Source organism: Micromonospora sp. NPDC051300 (assembly GCF_044455315.1).
GTDB classification, from domain to species: domain Bacteria; phylum Actinomycetota; class Actinomycetes; order Mycobacteriales; family Micromonosporaceae; genus Micromonospora; species Micromonospora robiginosa.
This window is the reverse complement of the sequence record NZ_JBITEP010000023.1, coordinates 10,672-33,545: the sequence shown is the minus strand read 5'-3', so window position 1 is coordinate 33,545 and position 22,874 is coordinate 10,672. Positions and strand designations below refer to the sequence as shown.

The following is a 22,874-nucleotide window of genomic DNA, read 5'->3' as shown; positions in this document are numbered from 1 at the left end:
GAGCGGCGCCCACAGGTTCGGCACCACCAGGTCGAACGCCACCGAGGAGAAGACCGGGGCGCCGCCGGAGCCGCGGGCCGCCAGCTCCCGCACCGCCCAGCGCACGTGGTTGGCGAGACCGCGATGGGTGATCTGGACACCCTTGGGGCGGCCGGTGGAGCCGGACGTGAAGATGACGTAGGCCGTGGTGTCGAGGTCGAGGACCGCACCGGGGCGGTGTGCCGAGGCCGCGGCGATGGCGGTGGCGTCGCCGTCCACGGTCACCACGGCGACGGCGAACCGGCCGGCGAAGGCGGTACCGGTGACGACCAGTTCGACGCCGCCGTCGGAGAGCATCGCCGCCATGCGGTCGTCCGGGTACGCCGGATCCAGCGGCACGTACGCGCCACCGGCCTTCCACACCGCCAGCAGCCCGACGATCAGGTCGACCCCGCGGTCGAGCAGCACGCCCACCACCGTCTCCGGACCCACCCCCCGGTCCCGCAGGTGGTGGGCGAGCCGGTTGGCCCGCCGGTCCACCTCGGCGTACGTGTACCGCTCGCCGCCGGCGACCACCGCGACCGCCGCCGGGTCCTCGTCGACCCGGGCCTCGAACTCGGCGAGGACGCCGGTCTCCACGTCCGTGGTCGGGTGCACGGCGAACTCACCGAGGATCCGCTCGCGCTCGCCGTCGGGCAGGAAGGCGGCGGTCGCGTCGCCGTCGGCGTCCGCGGCCATCGCCTCCAGCACGGACCGGTACATCTGCGCCAACCGGTCGGCGTTCGCCCGGCTCACCGAGCGGGTGCTCGCCCGCAGCACCAGCTCACCGGGGGCGGTCGCGACGGAGAAACCGAACTCGTTGACGCTGAAGCCGCGGGTCTCGCCCACCGACCGCTCGGCCGCGGCCGAACGGTCGAAGTCCTGGTAGCTGAAGTAGACATCGACCAGCCGGCTGCCGTCGCCCAGCTCGCGTTGCAGGGCCGGCATCGGGAACTGCCGGTGCGGCCAGATCTCGGCCTCCTGGCCGAACACCTGACCCACCAGGGCCCGCCACGTGGTCGCGGTGCGGTCCGCGGGGAACGGCAGGGTGTTGAGGTGCATGCCGTAGACGCGGTCCGCCCCCTCGGCCGCCGGACGGGTGTGGAACGTCAGCCCGGTGTGGAACCGGCGGGCGCGGGTGAGCGTGCCGAGGACCTTGAGATGCGCGGCGAGCAGCACGCTCTTCATCGGTGCGCAGGCCGCGGTGGCGAGGTCCCGCAGGGGACCGTCGAGGTCGGCGAACGACACCCGGACGCTGTACGACTCCTCCGGCCCGCCCGCCGGGTCGCCCCACCCGGCCGGCAGGGCGAACTTCTCCCGGTCGGCGAGGAGCGCGCGCCAGAAGTCCCGGTCCTGCGGGCCGGCCAGTGACCGCAGCTCCGCGGCCACCGCGTCGGCGAACCGGATCCCCGGCGCGGGCGGCGCCTCCGGCTCGCGGCCGTCCCGCAGCGCCTCGTACGCGGCGGTCAGCTCGCCGACCAGCAGGTGCACGCTCCAGCCCTCGAGGATGACGTGCGAGTAGGTCATCGTGAGCTGCCAACTGTCGTCCGGGAAGCGGTGCACCGTGATCCGTGCCAGCGGCGCCGTCCGGTGGTCGAGCACCGCCTCGCTCTCGGCGGCGACGTGCTCGGCGACGAGCCGGTCCTGCGCGGACCCGTCCGGGGTGTCCACGTCGACGACGCGGACCGGCAGCTCCGCGGTCTCGTGCACCACCTGCATCGGCACGGAGAAGCCGTCCAGGTGTGCCGAGGTCCGCAGCACCTCGTGCCGGGCCACGAGCATCTCGACGGCGCCCCGCAGCGCCGATGCCACGAACGGCCGGCCGTCGCGCAACCGGACCGAGTTGACGAGGTGGTAGCGCCGGGGTCCGGTCCCGGCCATCATCTCGATCAGCATGCCGGTCTGGTTCTGGGTCAGCGGGTAGGCGTCCGCCAGCCCGGCGGGCAGCGACGGGCGGTCCTGCGGATCGACGAGCGCGAACGGCTCGACCGGGCGCCGCTCGTCCTCGCCGAGCGCGCCCCGGCCCTGGGCCAGGGCGCCGAGGTTCTCGACGGTGCGCCGGTCGAGCAGGTCGCGCACGCTCAGGTCGTACCCCTCGGAGCGCAGCGCGCCGATGACGTTCACCGCCCGGATCGAGTCGCCGCCGAGGTCGAAGAAGTCCTCGTCGGCACCGACCCGGTCGAGGCCCAGCGCCCGCGCGTAGACGGCGGCCACCCGCTCCTGGACCGGGTCGGCGGGCGCCCGGTACGTCCGGCGCAGGCGGGCGGCGGTGTCCTCGGGCACCGGCAGGGCCCGGCGGTCGAGCTTGCCGTTGACGGTGAGCGGCAGGGCGTCCAGCGTCACGTACGCCGCCGGGATCATGTACGGCGGCAGGGTCAGCGCGAGCAACGCCCGCAGCTCACCCGGATCCGGCACCACGTCGCCGGCCGGCACCAGATAGCCGACGAGTTCCTGGGCCCCGGGCACGTCCTCCCGCAGCAGCACCGCGGCCTCGCTGATGCCGGGGTGCGCGGTGAGCGCCGCCTGGATCTCGCCGAGTTCCACCCGGTAGCCGCGGATCTTGACCTGGTGGTCGATGCGGCCGACGAACTCCAGGCTGCCGTCCGGACGTCGCTGGGCCAGGTCGCCGCTGCGGTACAGCCGGGAGCCGGGGGCGCCGAACGGGTCGGGCACGAACCGCTGCGCGGTCAGCTCCGGACGGCCGAGATAGGCCCGCGCGACGCCTGGTCCACCCACGTGGATCTCACCGGTCACACCGACCGGCACCAGCTCGCCGGCGCTGTCGAGGAGGTGGATCTGGGTGTCGCTGAGCGGGCGGCCGATCCGGTTGGGGGCGCCCGGCTCGACGTCACGCTTGGTGAGCCGGTGATAGGTGGAGTGCACCGTGGTCTCGGTGATGCCGTACATGTTGACCAGCACGGTGACGCCGAGACGCCGCCGCTGGATCCACGGCCGCAGCGCGGCGGCGTCGAGCCGTTCACCCGCGAAGACGACGGCTCGCACGGACAGCTCGTCGATCCGCGGGTCACCGGCCTCGGCGGCGGCGACCAGCGACCCGAACGCGGTGGGCGTCTGGCTCAGCACGGTCACCTCGTCGGCGACCAGCAGGTCGAGGAACTCGTCCGGGGACCGGGTCACGTCCTGCGGCACCACCACGAGGCGGCCGCCGTGGAGCAACGCCCCCCACATCTCGAACACCGAGACGTCGAACGCGTACGAGTGGAACATCGACCACACGTCCGAGTCGTCGAACGCGTAGTGCTCCTGCGCCGTCTCTATCAGCCGGACGACGTTGGCGTGCGTCACCGCCACGCCCTTCGGGCGGCCGGTGGACCCGGAGGTGTAGATGACGTAGGCGCAGTTGTGCGGGTCCACCGGGACGCCGCCGGCCCCGGCCGGGGCGGGCCCGGCGAGAGCGGCGCCCGCGTCGAGGACCGGTCCGTCGAAGAAGGAGACCTCCCGGTCGGAGACCACCACCGAGACGCCGGCGTCGGCCGCCGCGAACGCGAGACGTTCGGCCGGGTTGGCCGGGTCCAGCGGTACGTAGCCGCCACCGGCCTTCAGCACGCCCAGCAGCACCGGGATCAGGTCCGGGCCGCGCCGCAGGTGGACCCCGACCAGCGACTCCGGGCGCACGCCCAGCGTGCGCAGCCGGGCCGCGACCCGGTCGGCGCGCTCGTCCAGCTCACGGTAGGTCAGCGAGGCCGCGCCGCTGGTGACCGCGACCGCGTCCGGCGCACGACGGACCTGCTCCTCGAACAGGCCGGGCAGGGTGGCGGTCACGGGTGAGACCGGGGTCGAGGCTCCCGCCAGCACCGCCTGCTCCCCCGCCGGCAGGATCGCCGGCCGCGCCGAGGCGTCCACGTCGGCGACGATCGCCTCGAGCACCGCCCGGTACATGCCGGCCACCCGGTCCGCGCCGGCCCGGTCGAGCGCGGCCGGCCGGCCCCGCAGCACGAGCGCGGCGGTGCCGTGCGCGTGCACGGCCAGACCGAACTCCGTCGGCGCGTTGCTGACGGCGAGCTGGACGTCCTCGGTGTCCGCGCCGCTGAAGTCGACGAAGTTGAACATGACGTCGAGCAGCCGGCCGCCGTCCGGGCTGAGCCGCTGGATCTCCGGCAACGGGAAGTGCCGATGCGGCCACGCCTGCAACTCGCGCTCGAACACCTGCCGCACCAACGCCCGCCACGACCCCACCGGACGATCCACCGCCAACGGCACCGTGTTCAGATGCGTCCCGTACACCCGCTCCGCACCCGGCAACTCCGGCCGCGCATGCATCACCAGACCCGCGTGGAACCGCTCCTCCACCGTCAACTGGCTCAACACCTTCACATGCGCCGCCAGCAACACGCTCTTGACCGGCACGCCCATCTCGGCGGCGACAGCACGCAGCGGTTCCGCCAGGTCGGCGACGGGGATCGGCACGCCGTAGGAGTCCTGGTCCGCGGCCGAGGGATCGGTGAGGGCCGCCGGCACCCGGAAGCGGGCGTACCCGTCCACCACCGACCGCCAGTACGCGCGGTCCTCCGGCGACGCCAGCGAGCGCAGCTCGGCGGCGATGAAGTCGGCGAAGCGTGCGGTGGGCGCCGTCACCGGCTCGGGGGCCGCCCCGTCGCGGATCCGGCGGTAGCAGGCCACCAGCTCGCTGAGCAGCAGGTGGTAGCTCCAGCCCTCGAGGATGGCGTGGCTCTGGGTGAATGTGCAGAACCAGGCGTTCGCTCCCTGCACGTGGGCGTACACCCGGAACGGGAGTTCCGAGCGGGCGAGGTCGAACGGACGCCCGCGTTCCGCGGCGACGAAGGCGAGCAGCTCGGCCCGCTGCGCGTCCTCGTCCAGGCCGCTCAGGTCACGATGCCCGCACGGCACCTCGACGTCGGCGTGGACCACCTGCATGGGCACCGAGAAGCCGGTGAGGTGCACCGTGGTCCGCAGGACGTCGTGGCGCGCGACCACGACGCGTACCGCCTCGCGGAGCGCCTCGACCGAGAACGGCCGGTCGTCGCGGACGACGAAGGACAGGACGTTGTGGTAGTTGGCGCGGGTGTGGTCGGCGAGCGTCTCGACAAGCATGCCGGTCTGGTTCTGCGACAGCGGGTAGGCGTCGACGGCGTCCGCGTCGAGCAGCGCCCGATCCGCGGCGTCGATCAGTTCGAACGGCTCGACCCGACGCAGCGAGCCGGGTGCCGCCTCGCCCCGCGGGGCGAGCAGCTCGGCCAGCGCCGCGACGCTGCCCGCCTGGAAGACGTCCCGCACGGACACGTCGTAGCCCTCGGCCCGCAGGGCGGCGACCAGGGTGACGGCGCGGATCGAGTCGCCACCGAGGTCGAAGAAGTCGTCCAGGGCACCGACCCGCTCGACGCCCAGCACCTGGGACCACACGGCGGCCAGGGCGGCCTCGGTGGGGTTGCGCGGCGGCAGGTAGCGGCCACGGGCGAAGGAGTCCTCGTCCGGCGCCGGCAGGGCGGCCCGGTTGAGCTTGCCGTTCACGGTCAGCGGCAGGGCGTCGACCACGACGTAGGCCGCCGGGACCATGTAGTCCGGGAGGTCCTGGGTGACCAGGTCGCGCAGCTCGTCCGGGCGCGGGGTGACGCCGGGCGCCGGGACCACGTAGGCCACCAGCATCGGCTCACCGGGGTTGTCCTCGCGGACCAGGACGACGCCGTCGAGCACCGCCGGGTGCGCCACCAACGCGGTCTGGATCTCGCCGAGTTCGACCCGGTAGCCGCGGATCTTGACCTGGTCGTCGGCCCGGCCGGTGAACTCGAGGCTGCCGTCGGTGCGGCGCCGGGCGAGGTCGCCGCTGCGGTAGCGGCGGGAGCCCGGCGGACCGTACGGGTCGGGCACGAACCGCTCCGCCGTCAACGCGGGCCGGCCAAGGTAGCCGCGGGCCACGCCGGCCCCGCCGACGTACACCTCGCCCGTCACCCCGACGGGGACCGGCTCACCGTGCGGATCGAGGAGCACCGTGGTCAGGTCCGGCAGCGGGTGCCCGACCGGGCTGGCCGCGCCGGGCAGGTCGTCGTCCCCGACCCGGTGGTAGGTGGTGTGCACGGTGGTCTCGGTGATGCCGTACATGTTCACGAGGGCGATCCGGTCGGTGCCCATCCGGGCGGTCCAGGGGCGCAGGTCGGCCATCTCGAGTTTCTCGCCGCCGAACACCACGGTGTGCAGGGCGAGGTCGTCGACGCGCGGGTCACCGGCCGCCGCGGCGGCGGCCAACGCCCGGAACGCCGACGGGGTCTGGCTGAGCATGGTGACGCGTTCCCGGACCAGCAGGTCGAGGAAGTCCTCCGGGGATCGGGCCACGTCCTGCGGGACCAGGACGAGACGGCCGCCGTGCAGCAGCGCGCCGAAGTACTCCCACACCGAGAAGTCGAAGGCGTAGGAGAAGAAACCGGACCAGACGTCGGCCGGACCGGCCCGGAAGAACGGCTCGGTGGTGGTCATGAGTCGCACGACGTTGGCGTGGGTGAGCGTGACGCCCTTCGGCCGACCCGTGGAACCCGACGTGTAGATCACATACACGCAGTTGTCCGGACCCACCCCCGACTCCACCACATCCACCACACCCGAACCCGCCACCACCTCACCAGCAACCACCACCGGACCCTCGAAGAACGACACCTCCCCATCCGAAACCACCACCGACACACCCGCATCAGCAGCCACAAACCCCAACCGCTCCACCGGATTCACCGGATCCAACGGCACATAACCCCCACCCGCCTTCAACACCCCCAACAACACCGGCACCAGATCCAGACCACGCCGCAGATGCACACCCACCAACGACTCCGGACCCACCCCCAACCCCCGCAACCGCGCCGCCACCCGAGACGCCCGCACATCCACCTGCGCATACGTCAACGACTCCGCACCACACACCACCGCCACCGCATCCGGCGACCGACCCACCCACTCCTCGAACAACCCATGCACCGTCGACGACACCACCGACACCGACGCCGCACCACCAACCACCACACCCCGCTCACCCACCGGCACCAACACCGGCACCGCCGAACCCTCCACATCCCCCGCCATCGACTCCAACACCAACCGATACATCCCCGCCAACCGACCAGCATTCGCCCGGCTGAGGACCGCCGGTCGGGCCTTGAGGTTGAGCCGGCCGGCGGTGGCCGTCACCGCGAGCGGGAACTCCGTCGCGCCCTCGCCGAACCCGGCGTCCCGGTCCACCACCGAGTCGTCGACGACGTGGAAGTCCTGGTAGGTGAAGACGACGTCGATCAGCCGGGTGCCGGCGTCCGCCAGCCCCTGCACGGCCGGCAACGGGTAGCGACGGTGCGGCCAGCTATCCACCTCGCGGGCGAAGACCGTCGCGATCAGCTCCCGCCACGAACCGGTCGGATGCTCGGCCGGGAACGGCAGCGTGTTGACGTACATGCCGTAGACCCGTTCGGCGCCGAGCACCTCCGGCCGGACGTCGCAGACCAGTCCGGTGTGGAACGCCTGCGCCTCGGTGATCTGGCTCAGCACCTTGAGATGGGCGGCGAGGAGCACGCTCTTCAGGGAGGCGCCGGCGGTCCGGGCGGCGGCCCGCAGGCCGTCCTCCAGGTCACGCAGGTCGACGGCGACGTTGTGGTCCCCGGTCTCCCCGGTCTCACCCCAGCCGTCGGGGATGCGCGCCGGCGCGTGTCCCGCGACGACCCGCTGCCAGTAGTCCCGGTCCTGCGCCGAGTCGAGCGACTGGCGTTCCGCGGCGACGAAGTCGGCGAACCGGACCGGCGGCAGGTCGGCCGGCTGCGGGTCCCGACCCTGCCGGTGCTGCCGGTACGCGGCCACCAGGTCCATCATCAGCGTGTTCTGGCTCCACCCCTCGGTGATCCCGTGGAACTGGGTGAGGCTGAGCCGCCAGCCCGCGTCCTCGACGTGCACGGTGAGGCGCAGGAGCGGGGCGTGCACCAGGTCGAACATGCGGGCCCGCTCGGTGGCCAGGAACTCCCGCAGCCGGCGGTGGTGCTCGTCCGTGCCGACGCCGCGCAGGTCGTGCACCTCGATCGGGACGGTGACCGACTCGTGCACCAGTTGCAGCGGCTCCGAGTAGGTGTCGAGGTGGAAGCTGGTGCGCAGGACGTCCTGGACGGCCGCGACCCGGGCGGCCGCCGCGGCGAGCGCGTCCCGGGAGAACTCCGCGTCGTCGCGAACCAGGTAGGACGCCACACCGTGGTAACGGTTGTGGTCGGTGTCCGCCAGCATCTCGACCGCCATGCCGATCTGCACCTGCGACAGGGGGTAGGCGTCCACGACGCCCGCCGGCACCAGCGCGCGGTCGGCGGCCGTGATCAGCTCGAAGGGGCGGACCGGCTGCCGCGCGGCGGCGTCGAGGTGGTCCCGGCCGGCGACGATCGCGGCGAGCCCGGCCACGGTACGGGCCTCGAACACGTCCTGGACGGACAGGTCGTAGCCGTCCGCCCGCAGCGCGCCGACAAGCGTCACGGCGCGGATCGAGTCGCCACCGAGGTCGAAGAAGCCCTCGTCCCGGCCGACCCGGGCGATGCCGAGCACGTCGGCCCAGACACCCGCGATGACCGCCTCGACCGGGGTGGCCGCCGCGACGTAGGCGGCCCGGCTGAAGGCGTCGCCGTCCGGCGCCGGCAGCGCACGCCGGTCGAGCTTGCCGTTCGGGGTGAGCGGGAAGGCGGGCACGGTGACGAACGCGGACGGCACCATGTAGCCGGGCAGGCTGCGGCTCAACTGCTCGCGCAGCTCGTCCGGGCGGGGCTCGGCGCCCGGGACCGGGACGACGTAGGCCACCAGCGTCCGGTCGCCCGGGGTGTCCTCGCGCACGACCGCCACCGCCGAGCCGACAGCCGGGTGCCCGGTCAGCGCCGCCTCGATCTCCCCGAACTCGATCCGGTAGCCCCGGAGCTTCACCTGGTCGTCGGCGCGACCGACGAACTCGAGGCTGCCGTCGGGGCGGCGCCGGGCGAGGTCGCCGCTGCGGTACATCCGGGCACCGGGCGGGCCGAACGGGTCCGGCACGAACCTCTCGGCGGTGAGCCGGGGCCGGCCGACGTAGTGCCGGGCGACGGTGCCGCCCCCGATGCACAGCTCGCCGACGACACCGAGCGGAAGCGGTTCACCGGCCCGGTCCAGCACGAGCAGCCGCTGCCCGGCGATCGGCGTGCCGATCGGGATCGGGCCGCCGGTCAGGTCGTCCTCGCCGACCCGGTGCGCGGCGCTCAGGATGGTGGTCTCGGTGATGCCGTACTCGTTGACCAGGGCGATCCGGTCGGTGCCCATCCGGGCGGTCCAGGGGCGCAGGTCGGCCGCCTCGAGTTTCTCGCCGCCGAACACCACGGTGTGCAGGGCGAGGTCGTCGACGCGCGGGTCGCCGGCCGCCGCGGCGGCGGCCAACGCCCGGAACGCCGACGGGCTCTGGTGCAGGACCGTGACACGCTCGCGGACCAGCAGGTCGAGGAGATCCTCCGGGGATCGGGCCACGTCCTGCGGGACCACGACGAGACGGCCACCGTGCAGCAGCGCGCCGAAGATCTCCAGCGCGGAGGCGTCGAAGGCGTACGAGAAGAAGCCGGACCAGACGTCGGCGGCGGTCGTGGTGAACCTCCGCCCGGCCGTCATGAGTCGCACCAGGTTGGCGTGGGTGAGCGTGACGCCCTTCGGCCGACCCGTGGAACCCGACGTGTAGATCACATACACGCAGTTGTCCGGACCCACCCCCGACTCCACCACATCCACCACACCCGAACCCGCCACCACCTCACCAGCAACCACCACCGGACCCTCGAAGAACGACACCTCCCCATCCGAAACCACCACCGACACACCCGCATCAGCAGCCACAAACCCCAACCGCTCCACCGGATTCACCGGATCCAACGGCACATAACCCCCACCCGCCTTCAACACCCCCAACAACACCGGCACCAGATCCAGACCACGCCGCAGATGCACACCCACCAACGACTCCGGACCCACCCCCAACCCCCGCAACCGCGCCGCCACCCGAGACGCCCGCACATCCACCTGCGCATACGTCAACGACTCCGCACCACACACCACCGCCACCGCATCCGGCGACCGACCCACCCACTCCTCGAACAACCCATGCACCGTCGACGACACCACCGACACCGACGCCGCACCACCAACCACCACACCCCGCTCACCCACCGGCACCAACACCGGCACCGCCGAACCCTCCACATCCCCCGCCATCGACTCCAACACCAACCGATACATCCCCGCCAACCGACCAGCATTCGCCTGACTGAGGACGGTGGAGCTGCTGCGGAAGGTGACCAGACCGTCGAGGGTGGTCACGCCGAGGCCGAACTCGGTGGGGCTCTCCGAGAAGCCGGCGCCGTCGGTCACCACGTCCTTGTCGAGCTCGTGGAAGTCGAGGTACGCGAAGAGCACGTCGACGAGCCGGCCGCCGTCCGGGGCGAGCCGCTGGATCTCCGGCAACGGGAAGTGCCGATGCGGCCACGCCTGCAACTCCCGCTCGAACACCTGCCGCACCAACGACCGCCACGACCCCACCGGACGATCCACCGCCAACGGCACCGTGTTCAGATGCGTCCCGTACACCCGCTCCGCACCCGGCAACTCCGGCCGCGCATGCATCACCAGACCCGCGTGGAACCGCTCCTCCACCGTCAACTGGCTCAACACCTTCACATGCGCCGCCAGCAACACGCTCTTCAGCGAGACGCCGGTGCTGGCGGCCACCTCACGCAGCGCCGGCACCAGGTCGTCGATGCGGCAGCCGGCGTAGACGGTGGTCGCCGGCGCGGCGGCGTCACCCCAGCCCTCGGGCAGGGCGAAGGCCTGACGCTCGGCGACCACCGACCGCCAGTACTCGCGGTCCGCGGCCGACTCCAGGGCCCGCAGCTCCGCCGCGATCACGTCGGCGAACCGCGACTCCGGCGCCTCCCAGCGGGCCGGCGCGAGTCCGTCGCGCAGGCGCTGGTAGCACTGGACGATCTCCATCGACAGCAGTTGGTTGCTCCAGCCCTCCAGCAGCGCGTGGTGCTGGGTGACGACCAGATACCACTCGTGGCCGGCGTGCAGGTGGGCGGCGATGCGCAGGGGCGGCCGCGTGCCGGACAGGTCGAACCGCTGCTCGCGCTCGCGCGCGACGAACCGCTTGAGCGCCGCCGGCTGCGCCGCCGCTTCCCGGTCGCTGACGTCGTGGACCGTGACCGGCACGTCCACGTGCTCGTGCACCACCTGCATCGGCACCGAGTAGCCGGTCAGGTGCATCGAGGTGCGCAGGACCTCGTGGCGACCGACGACGATGCGCGCGGCCTCCTCGAACGCCGCCGCGACGAACGGGTGCTCGTCGGCGACCCGGTAGACGTTGACGTTGTGGTAGTTGCCGCGCTCGGCGTCGGCGAGCGTCTCCACGAGCATGCCGGTCTGGTTCAGCGACAGCGGGTAGGCGTCCACCACACCCGCCGGCAGCAGTGCCCGGTCCTCGGCGCCGAGCAGCGCGAACGGGCGCACCGGCTCGATCGACTCCCCGTCCGGGGTGGCGCGGGCCGACGCCACCTGGGCGAGCGCGGCGACAGTGCGGGCCTCGAACACGTCACGTACGCCGACGTCCAGGCCCTCCCTGCGCAGCGCGCCGACAAGCGTCACCGCCCGGATCGAGTCGCCGCCCAGCTCGAAGAAGCCGTCCAGCACACTGACCCGCTCGACGCCCAGCACGCGCGCCCAGACCTCGGCCATCGCCTGCTCCTGCGGCGTGCGGGCGGCCACGAACGTCCCTCGGGCGAACGCGTCGTCCCCGGGCGGCGGCAGGGCGCGACGGTCCAGCTTGCCGTTGGCGTTCAGCGGGATGCGGTCCACCGTGACGAACGCGGACGGCACCATGTAGTCGGGCAGGTCCTGGCTCAGGGCGGCGCGCAGCTCCTGCGGTCGGAGGTGAGCCGCCGGGGCCGGCACCACGTACGCGACCAGCAGCCGGTCCGTCTCGGACGCGCCATGCAGCACCACGCGCACGTCGGCGATCTCCGACCGGGCGCCGAGCACCGCCTCGATCTCACCCAGCTCGACGCGGTGGCCCCGGATCTTGACCTGGCCGTCGCGGCGTCCGACGAAGGACACGTTGCCGTCGGGCAGCACCAGTGCCACGTCACCGGTGCGGTAGAGCCGGGCGCCGGGAGCGCCGAACGGGTCCGGCACGAACTTCTCCGCGGTCGCCTGCGGCTGGCCCGCGTACCCGCGGGCGACGCCGACGCCGCCGACGTGAAGCTCGCCCGGGACACCGATCGGCACCGGCTGCATCCGGTCGTCCAGCACGTACATCGCCATGCCGGGCAGCGGCCGGCCGATCGGGGCGACCTCCTGGGTCAGCGGCCCGGTGACGGGGTAGACGCAGGTGCCGACGGACGCCTCGGTTGGCCCGTACTCGTTGACCACCGGGGTTTCCGGCGCGAGTTCCCGCCAGCCGCGCAGCGTGTGCTCGGTGAACGGCTCCCCGGCCGCCATCAGCACGGCGGTGAGCCGACTCGCCTGCGCCGCGGTCAGTTGCTGGTTGAGGATCTCCAGGTGCGACGGGGTCAGCTTGACGAACCCGAACGGCCCGGACTCGTCGAGCCAGCGGCCGAGGTGGGCGAGATCCCCGTCCTGCGGCATCAGGTGCACCGGCCGCCCGGCCATCAGCGCCGCCCAGAGGTTCGGCGCGACCAGGTCGAAGGCCACCGAGGAGAAGACCGGCGCGCCGCCGACGCCGCGCCCGGCGAGTTCGGTGGCGGCCCAGGACAGGTGGTTGGCCAGTCCGCGGTGCGGCACCTGGACGCCCTTGGGGCGGCCGGTCGAGCCGGAGGTGTAGATCACGTAGGCGAGCCGGTCGAGGTCCGCCGGGACGCCGGGCGACGACGGCGGGTACGCCGCGAGGTCGACCCGGTCCAGCAGGACCGGCCGCCGACCGTCGCCGGCGATCCGGTCGAGGTGGGTGGAGTGGCTGACCACCGTGGTGGCCGCGGCGTCGCCGAGCATGTAGGCGATCCGGTCGGCCGGATACGACGGGTCGAGCGGCACGTAGGCCCCGCCGGCCTTCCACACCGCGAGCAGCGCGACCATCAGGCCGGCGCCGCGGTCGAGCAGCACACCGACGGTGGTCTCCGCGCGGACGCCCTCGGCGCGCAGGTGGTGCGCCAGCCGGTTGGCCCGCTCGTCCAGCTCGGCGAAGGTGAGCACGTCGCCGCCGGCCACCACCGCGGTGGCCGCCGGCGCCCGGCGGGCCTGCTCCTCGACGTCCTCGTAGGCGCAACGGGTGACCTCGGGGCCCGCCGTGGTGGCCCAGCCGGCGAGCAGGTCCGCCTCGCCCGCGGGCAGGAACGCGGCCCGCGCGTCACCGTCCATGTCGGCGGCCATGGCGGCCAGCACCTGCCGGAAGAGGTCGGCGATCCGCTCGGTGTCGTCCCGGCTCAGGCAGCGCGAGTCGGCGGTGAGGATGATGTGCTGGTTGCGCGAGGAGATGGTGAGCGGGAACTCGGTCGGGCTGTCGTCCACGCCGACCCGGTTGTCGACGAGTGACAGGTCGACCTGGTGGAAGTCCTGGTAGTTGAAGAACACCTCGATCAGCCGCTGTCCGGCGCCGAACTCCCGCTGCACGGCGGGCAGCGGGAAGCGCCGGTGCGGCCAGGACCGCACCTCGGTGTCGAAGGTCCGGCGCACCAGCTCGCGCCAGGTGGCCGGTGGCTGCTCGACCGGGAACGGCAGCGTGTTGAGGTACATGCCGCTGACCTGGTCGACGCCGAGGATCTCCGGCCGGGTGTCGTAGACCAGGCCGGCGTGGAAGGACGGCGCGTCGGTGAGCAGGCTCAGCACCTTGGCGTAGGCCGCGACCATGATGCTCTTGAACGACACGCCGGCCGTCACGGCGAACGCCCGGAGCCGGTCCTCCAGGTCGGCCCAGGATGCGGCGGCCTGGTGCTTGGTGTGCGGGGCCGAGCGTGCGTCACCCCAGTGGCGGGGCAGCGTGAACACCTGGTGGCGGTCCACCACGTCGCGCCAGTGGGCGCGGTCCTCGGCCGAGTCCAGCGACGCCAGCTCCGCGGCGATGGCGTCGGCGAACCGGACGGCCGGCGGGTCGTACGGCGCGGGCTCCCGTCCGTCGCGGAGTCGCTGGTAGCCGTCGAGCAACTCCATCAGCAGGGAGTGGTGGCTCCATCCCTCGAGAATGGGATGGCACTCGGTGACCGACAGCCACCAGCCTCCGGTCCCGCCGGCGTGCACCGCGAACCGCATGAGCGACGGGCGTTCGAGATCGAAGGTGTTGGCGCGCTCCTCGCGGACGTGCTCCTGGACCTCCGCCATGACCTCGGCCTCGTCGCGCCCGGTGAGGTCGAAGACCGCGACCGGCAGGTCGGCGGTGGCGTGCACCAGTTGCAGCGGAGTCGAGTAGCCGGTGAGGTGCACGGAGGTCCGCAGCACCTCGTGCCGCTCGACGAGCAGGGCGGTCATCGCCCGGAACGCGTCGGCCGAGAACGGGCGCTCGTCACGGATCCGGAACGAGCTGACGTTGTGGTAGTGGTTGCGGTCCTCGTCGGCGACCATCTCGACGACCATGCCGATCTGGATCTGCGACAGCGGGTACGCGTCCACGACGTCCTCGCCGAGCAGCGCCCGATCCTCCTCCTCGACCAGCTCGAACGGCCGTACCAGCGCCTGGGCGTCACCACCGAGCGGCGCGCGGCCAGCGGCCACCCCGGCCAGCGAGGCGACGGTCCGCGACTCGAAGACGTCGCGGACCGCCAGGTCGAACCCCTCGGCCCGCAGCGCGCCGACGACGGTGACGGCGCGGATCGAGTCGCCGCCGAGATCGAAGAAGCCGTCGTGCCGGCCGACCCGCTCGACGCCGAGCACGTCGGCCCAGACCTGCGCGATCCGCTCCTCGCCGATGCCCTGCGGCGCGGCGTACTCGCCCCGGGAGAAGGCGTCGTCGGCGGGTGCGGGCAGGGCCCGCTGGTCCAGCTTGCCGTTGGCGGTCAGCGGGACGGCCGCCAGCTCGACGAACGCCGACGGGACCATGTAGGCGGGCAGGCTGCGTCCGGCGAGGTCGTGCAGCTCGGCGGCGGGGGGCAGGGCGCCGTCCGACGGCACGAGGTACGCGGTGAGCTGCCGGTCGCCGGGGTTGTCCTCCCGGACGACGACCACCGCCTCGCGGACCGCGGGGTGCGCCGCGAGCACGGCCTGGATCTCGCCGAGCTCGATGCGGTAGCCACGGATCTTCACCTGGTGGTCGATGCGGCCGACGAAGTCCAGGCTGCCGTCCGGGCGACGGCGGGCCAGGTCTCCGCTGCGGTACAGGCGGGCGCCGGGGGCGCCGTACGGGTCGGGGACGAACCGTTGCGCGGTCAGCTCGGGGCGACCCAGGTAGCCGCGCGCCACGGCCGGACCGGCGACGTGGATCTCCCCGACCACGCCCGGCGGGACCGGGCGACCGAGCTGGTCGAGCAGTCGGATCCGGGTGTCGGAGAGCGGGCGGCCGATCGGGTTGCCGGGGCCGGTGAGGTCGTCCGCGCGCAGCCGGTGGTAGGTGGAGTGCACGGTCGTCTCGGTGATGCCGTACATGTTGGCGAGGACGACCTCGTCCGGGCCGACGCGGTCGGTCCAGGGCGTGAGCTGGGACAGGTCGAGGCGCTCGCCGGCGAAGATCACCGCGCGCAGGGACAGCTCGTTGATCCGCCGGTCCCCCGCCCCGGCGGCGGCGACCAGCGACCCGAACGCGGTGGGGGTCTGGCTGAGCACCGTGACCCGCTCACGGACCAGCAGGTCCAGGAAGTCGTCGGGTGAGCGCGTCACCTCGCCGGGCACCACCACCAGGCGGCCACCGTGCAGCAGCGCCCCCCACATCTCGAAGACGGACACGTCGAAGGCGTACGAGTGGAACAGCGACCACACGTCCGCGGCGTCGAAGGCGTAGTGCTCCTGGGCGGTGGTCAGGAGGCGCACGACGTTGGCGTGCGTCACCACCACCCCCTTCGGCCGGCCGGTCGAGCCGGAGGTGTAGATCACGTACGCGCAGCCGTCCGGGCTCACCGCGGTGGCGAGACCGACCTCGACGCGCTCGTCGGTGGTCACCGACGCGGGCACGACCGGGCCGTCGAAGAACTCCGTCGGACGGTCGGCCACGACCACCGACACACCGGCGTCGGCGACCACGAAGGCCAGGCGCTCGGCCGGGTTCACCGGGTCCAGCGGCACGTAACCCGCGCCGGCCTTGAGCACGCCGAGCAGCACCGGCACCAGATCCGCGCCACGGTCGAGGTGGACGCCGACAAGCGACTCCGGGCCCACGCCGAGCGCCCGCAGCCGGGCGGCGACGCGGTTCGCCCGCGCGTCGACCTGGGCGTACGTCAACGAGTCGGGCCCGCAGCTCACCGCCACCGCGTGCGGGGACGCCGCCGCCTGCCGCTCGAACTCACCGTGCAGGGTGGACGTGACCGCACCGGCCGGCGCCGGACCGCCGGCGACCTCGGCGAACTCGGCGTCGTCCATGATCCGCAGCGAGGACACGCGCGCGTCCGGGCGGGTGAGGGCGTCGTCCAGCAGGGTGGCGAAGTGCCCGGCCAGCCGGTCCATGGTGGACCCGTCGAACAGCGCGGTGGCGTACTGGAACTGCGCGGTGAGGCCGCCGTCGGCCGCGGTGACGACCTGCAGCTCCAGGTCCACCTTGGCCACCGTCCCCGCGTCGCCGTAGGGCGCCACCCGCAGGCCGGCCACCTCCACGGCGTCGGGTCGCTGCTCGTGCAGGGTGAAGGCGACCTGGTAGAGCGGGGTGCGCGACAGGTCACGCTCGGGTTGCAGCTCGTCGACCAGCCGGGCGAACGGCACACTCTGGTGGTCGTAGGCGTCGAGCAGGGCGGTGCGGCCCCGCGCGACCAGGTCGGCGAACGAGGGATCGTCGGTCCACGCCGAGCGCAGGACGAGGTTGTTGATGGCGTACCCGACCATGTGCTGCACCTCGGGTCGCCCACGGGTGGACACGACGGTGCCCACCGGGACGTCCTGCACGCCCGTGTACCGGGCCACCAGGAGCTGGTAGGCGGTGAGCAGAACGACGAACGGCGTGGTGTTCAGCTCCGCCGCGAGCGCGGCGACGCGGGCGCCGGCGCCCTCCGGCAGCGCGATCGGGTACGCCGCGCCGTGGTGGTCGCGGATCGCCGGGCGGGGCCGGTCGGTGGGCAGTTCGGTGGGGAGCAGGCCGGCCAGCGTCCGCTTCCAGTGGTCGAGCTGGCGGTCGAGGGCCGCGCCGGACGCCTGTTCGCGCTGCCAGGTGGCGTAGTCGGCGTACTGCACGGTGAGGTCCGGCAGCGCGGCCGGGCGGTCGGTGGTGAACGCCTCGTAGAACGCGAAGAGTTCCCGCCCGCAGAGCTGGGTGGACCACGCGTCGCAGGCGATGTGGTGGAACGTGACGACGAGCAGGTGCTCGTCGGCGGCGAGCCGGAACAACCGCACGTGTGTCGGCCAGTCGCGCTCCAGGTCGAAGGAGGCCGTGGTGGCGGCGTCGAGCACGTCGTCGAGTGCCCCGTCGACCACCTCCACCGGCACCTTCACGGCGGCCGGCGGATCGATGACCTGCGCCGGGCCGCCCTCGGTGAGCAGATAGCGGGTGCGCAGGATCTCGTGCCGGGCGACCAGGGCCGACCAGGCGCGCTCCAGCGCGGCGACGTCGAGGTCGCCCTGGACGCGGAAGGCGATCGGGACGAGGTACTCGGTGCTGTCCGGCGCCAACCGGTTGAGGAACCACAACTGCTGCTGCCCGTCGGAGAGCGGCAGCGGGCGGTCGCGCGGCACCCGCTCGATGCTCCGGCGGGCGGTCGCGGTCGGCCCGCCCAACCGCCGACGGAGCAGCTCGGCGCGCAGGTCGGCGGCGCTCTTGTGGTTCTCGGCGATCGTCATCGGGTGTGCTCCTCCAGCGACGCCGACTGCGCCATCAGTTCGTCCTCGGTCATGCTCGCGATCTCGGCGCGGACCAGGTCCTCGACGGCCGCGGCGAGTTCGGCGACGGTGGGTCCCTCGAACACCGCGCGCACCGGCACCACCACGCCGAACTCCTCCTGGAGCTGGGCGATCAGCCGGATGGCGAGGATCGAGTTGCCGCCGGAACGGAAGAAGTGGGTGGTGCGTCCCGCCGGCGCGCCCAGCAGGTCGCCGACGACCGCGGCGACCCGCGCCTCCAGCGGTGTCATCGGCTGCTCGGGCTCCGCCGCGGCCGGGGTGGGCAGCGCCAGCAGCGCCCGCCTGTCGACCTTGCCGTTCAGCGTCAGCGGGAACGCGTCGACAGGCACCAGCCGGGACGGGACCAGGTAGTCGGGCAGCGCGGTGGCGCAGAACGCGGCGAGGTCGCCGGGGTCGGTGTCCGGGCCGGCGGGGACGTAGTAGGAGACCAGCATGCGGTCGCCGGTGGCCGTCGGGGCGGCAAGCGTCAGCGCGGACCGCACCTGCTCGTGCCGGCGCAGGACGGCGTCCACCTCGCCGGGTTCGATGCGGAACCCGCGGATCTTGACCTGGTGGTCGGACCGCCCGACGAACAGCACCGCGCCGTCGGGCAGCAGCCGGACGAGATCGCCGGTGCGGTAGAGCCGGGACCCGGGTGGGCCGAACGGGTCGGGCAGGAACGACGCCGCGGTCGCGGTCGGGTCGCCGGCGTAGCCGCGCCCCACCCCCGCGCCCCCGACGTACAGCTCGCCCACGATCCCGACCGGGGTACGGCGCAGGTTCCGGTCGAGCACGTGCATGGTCACGTTGGGCAGCGGACGGCCGATCGGGACGTCCTCGCGCGTGGCGGCGTCGGTGACCGGCTGGGTGCAGGCGCCGACGGAGGTCTCGGTCGGGCCGTACTCGTTGACGAGCGTCCCGGGCCAGCGCTGCGCCAGCCGCGCGGGCAGCCTCTCGCCGGCGACCACGAACACCTCCGCGAGACCGGCCCGGCGCTCCGGCGGGATCTGGTCGCAGAGCAGTTCGAGGTGCGCGGGGGTGGCCTTGACGAAACTGAACGGGGCGTGCGCCGACAGCCGCTCGCCCAGCCGGCCGAGGTCCAGGTCGGCCGGCAGGACGACCAGTCGCTGGCCGGTCATCAGCGGCGCCCAGATGTTCGGTACGACCAGGTCGAACGCGACGGACGAGAAGAGCGGCGCGCCGCCGGAGCCGGCGGCGGCGAGTTCGTCGGCGGCCCACCACAGGTGGTTGGCGACGCCGCTGTGGTGGATCTGTACGCCCTTCGGCGTGCCGGTCGAGCCGGACGTGAAGATCACGTACGCGAGCCGGTCGGCGTCGTAGGGGTGGACCGGGGCGGGCTCGGACGCGGCGATCCGGTCGGCGTCCTCGTCGACGAGGACGCACCGCTGCTCGCCGTCGAGCGCCGACCGCTGCCGCGCGGTGGTGACGACCAGCTCGGCCCGGGCATGTGCCAGCACCGCGCGGAGCCGGTCGGCCGGGTGCGCCGGGTCGAGCGGGACGTACGCCCCGCCGGCCTGCCAGACGGCGAGCAGCGCGACCACGAGGTCGACGCCGCGTTCGAGCAGCACGGCGACCACGGACTCCTCCCGGACGCCGAGCCCGCGTAGGTGACCGGCCAGCCGGTCGGAGCGCTCGCGCAGCTCGGCGAAGGTGAGGCTGGCGTCGTCGGTGACCACCGCGACCGCGTCCGGGGTCCGCTCGGCCCAGTGCCGGATCCGCTCGACGACGCCACCGGGCGCCGGTGTCTGCGAGCCGCGGCTCGCGCGCTCCATCATCTCGACCTCGTCCGGCGCGGTCAGGTCGGCCGCGTCGAGCCGCGTGTCCGGGTCGGCGGTCAGCTCCTGCAACAACCGCAGGAAGTGCCGCGCCATCCGGTCGACCGTGTCGCGGTCGAAGAGGGCGGTCGCGTACTCCAGGGCGCCGAACATGCTGCCGTCGGGCAGCCGGCGCATGAACAGGCTCAGGTCGGTCTTGGCGACGGTCCAGACGTCGCCGAGCGTGCGCAGGTCGTCGAGGTCCGCGACGGAACCGGCCAGCTTCTCGTCGTGCAGGTCGAACGCGACCTGGTAGAGCGGGGTACGGGACAGGTCACGTTCCGGTTCCAGCTCGGCGACCAGCCGCTCGAACGGGAGCTGCTGGTGGGCCTGCCCCTCGGCGAAGACCGACCGGACGCGTCGCAACGCCTCGGCGTAGCTCAGCTCACCGCCGAGCGAACAGCGCACCACCAGGGTGTTGAGGAAGAAGCCCACCAGGTTCTCGAGCTCGGGCCGGTCCCGGCCGGCCAGTGGGGTGCCGACGGGGACGTCCCACTCCCCGGTGTAGCGGGACACCAGGGTGGCGAACGCGGTCATCAGCGCCACGAACGGCGTGACCCCGTGGCGTTTGGCGAGGTCCTCGACGGCCGCCGTCAGCCATGGCGGCACCGAGAACACGCTGAGCGCGCCGGCGATGTCGCGGACCGGTGGGCGTGCGCGGTCGGCGGGCATGGAGACCCGGGGCAGGCCGGCCAGGGTCCGACGCCAGTAGTCCAGCTCGCCGGCCAACTGCTGCGGGTCGGCGCTCTCGCGTTGCCAGACCGCGTAGTCGGCGTACTGCACCGGCAGCGGGGCCAGCGCGGGCGCCCGCCGCTGCAGGCGCGCGGCGAACAGCTCGCCGAACTCGCGGGTCAGGACCGCGGAGGACCAGCCGTCGACGACGATGTGGTGCAGCGCGAGCACGAGGATCTGCCGGCCGTCGTGCAGCAGCACCAGCAGGCCGCGCCAGAGCGGGCCGGTGGCCAGGTCGAAGCCCTGGGTGCTCTCCTCCTCGAGGATCGCCCGCAGTTGCTGCCGGTCGGCGCGGACCACCCGCAGCTCCACCGCTCCGGGCGGGTCGACGAGCTGGACCGGAGCGCCGTCCTCGTCGGCCGCGAAGCGGGTGCGCAGCGACTCGTGGCGGGCGGCGAGGGACTCCATCGCCCAGCGCACCACGTCCGGGTCGGCGCCCGCCGGGACGTCGACGAACAGCGCGGAGATCCACTCCGGGCTGCCGGGCGACATCCGGTCGAGGAACCAGAGTCGCTGCTGGCCGTACGACAGCGGCAGCGGCCGGTCGCGGGGCACCGGCCGCACGGCGCGGCCACGGGCGTCGTCGGCCTCCATCAGGCGCGCCTGCGCGCCGAGCGTGGTGGCGGCCAGCAGGCCGCGTAGCTCGACCTTCTTCCCGGACGCCGCCCGCAGGCGGTTCGCCAGCCGGGTGAGCTGCAGCGACGTGCCGCCGAGCCGGAAGAAGTCGTCGTCGGCGCCGACCTGGTCGACCCCGAGCAGGTCGCGCCACACGTCGGCCACCAGAAGTTCCGCCGCCGAGCCGGGCTCGGCGGCCGGCGCGTCGGCGACCGGGTCGGGCAGCGCGGCGCGGTCGACCTTGCCGCTGGTGGTGAGCGGGAACTCGTCCACCTCGACGAACGTGGCCGGGACGTAGCTGGACGGCAGCCGGTGGAGCAGGAACGCGCGCAGGTCTCCCGCGTCCTGCCCGGGCAGCGGCTGCACGTACGCGGCCAGGCGCAGGCCGCGTTCCTGGTCGCGGCGGGGGACCACGACGGCGCGCCGCAGGGCGGTGTGCTCGTTGAGCACGGCCTCGACCTCGCCGGGTTCGACCCGGACACCGTTGATCTTGACCTGGTCGTCGGCCCGGCCGACGAACTCCAGTGCCCCGTCGCGCCGCCTCCGCACCAGGTCCCCGGTGCGGTAGAGCCGGCTGCCGGGGGCGCCGTCGGGGTCGGGCACGAACCGCTCGGCGGTCAGGGCGGGGTCGCCGAGGTAGCCGCGGGCGAGGCCGACGCCGCCGGCGAGCAGCTCGCCGGTCTCGCCGTCGGGGACCGGCCGCCCGTCGGGCCCGGCCACCACGACGTGCATGCCCGGGATGGGCGCGCCGATCGGCACCGGCCCGCTCGTCTGCGCCGGGTCCGCGCGGTACGCCGTCACGTCGATCGCGCACTCGGTCGGCCCGTAGGTGTTCCACACCTCGACCGGCACCCGGCGCCGCAGCCGCTGGACCAGGTCGGCGTGGAGCGGCTCGCCCGCCACGAACAGCAGTCGCAGCGACCGGCACGCCTCCCAGCCGGGTTCCTCCAGCAGCAGGCGCAGCACCGACGGCACGACCTGCAGCACGGTGACGTCGTGCCGGGCGGTGGCGGCCAGCAGCGTGGCGGCGTCCCGTTCGGCGCCCGCGGGAGCCAGCACCACCGTGCCGCCGCTGGTCAACGGGGCGAACAGCTCCCAGCCGGCGGCGTCGAAGGTCAGTGCCGTCTTCTGCAGCACCCGGTCGCCGCGGCCGAGCCGGTGCCGGCCGACCACCCACGCGACCCGGTTCGCGAGACCCGCGTGGGTGATCACCACGCCCTTGGGACGGCCGGTCGAGCCGGAGGTGTGGATGACGTACGCGGCCTGCGCCGGGTCGACGTCCAGGTCGGGGGCGGTGACGGGCCGCTGCGCCACCTCGGCCGCGATCGACTCCGGGACCACCGGGCGCACCCCGGCCTCGCGCAGGACCGGTGACAGCCGGCTCTCGGTGAACGCCAGCGGCATGCCGGTCCGGCCGGCCAGCCACCCGATCCGCGTCGCCGGGTGATCGGGGTCGATCGGCACGTACGCGCCACCGGCCCGCCAGATCGCCAGGAGCGCCACCACCAGGCCGGGGCCGCGCGGCAGCGCGACGCCGACGGGCCCGTCCGGCCGGACGCCGTTGTCGACCAGCCAGTGCGCCAGGCGATTGGCGCGCTCGTCCAGATCCCCGTACGTGGTGACCCGGGCGCCGTCGATCAGCGCGACGGCGTCCGGGGTCAGCGCTGCCTGCCGGGCGACGTGAACGTGGATGGGAACGACCTGGTCCGTGGTGTGCAGCTGAGCGGCCAC

Annotated in this window: 2 protein-coding genes (1 of these 2 running past the window's edge); both read right to left on the bottom strand. The window is 73.5% G+C overall.

Annotated features, from left to right (window positions below):
• Positions 1-17,922 carry the 5' portion of an amino acid adenylation domain-containing protein gene (locus tag ACIA5A_RS23060; RefSeq protein WP_396765864.1) on the bottom strand. It extends 2,169 nt beyond the left edge of the window, so the window shows 17,922 of its 20,091 coding nt (coding positions 1-17,922); it begins with the start codon at positions 17,920-17,922; its stop codon lies beyond the left edge, outside the window.
• Positions 17,919-22,874, bottom strand: coding sequence for an amino acid adenylation domain-containing protein (locus ACIA5A_RS23055; protein WP_396765861.1), 4,956 nt, complete (start codon positions 22,872-22,874; stop codon positions 17,919-17,921). The genes ACIA5A_RS23060 and ACIA5A_RS23055 overlap by 4 nt, the downstream gene beginning before the upstream one ends.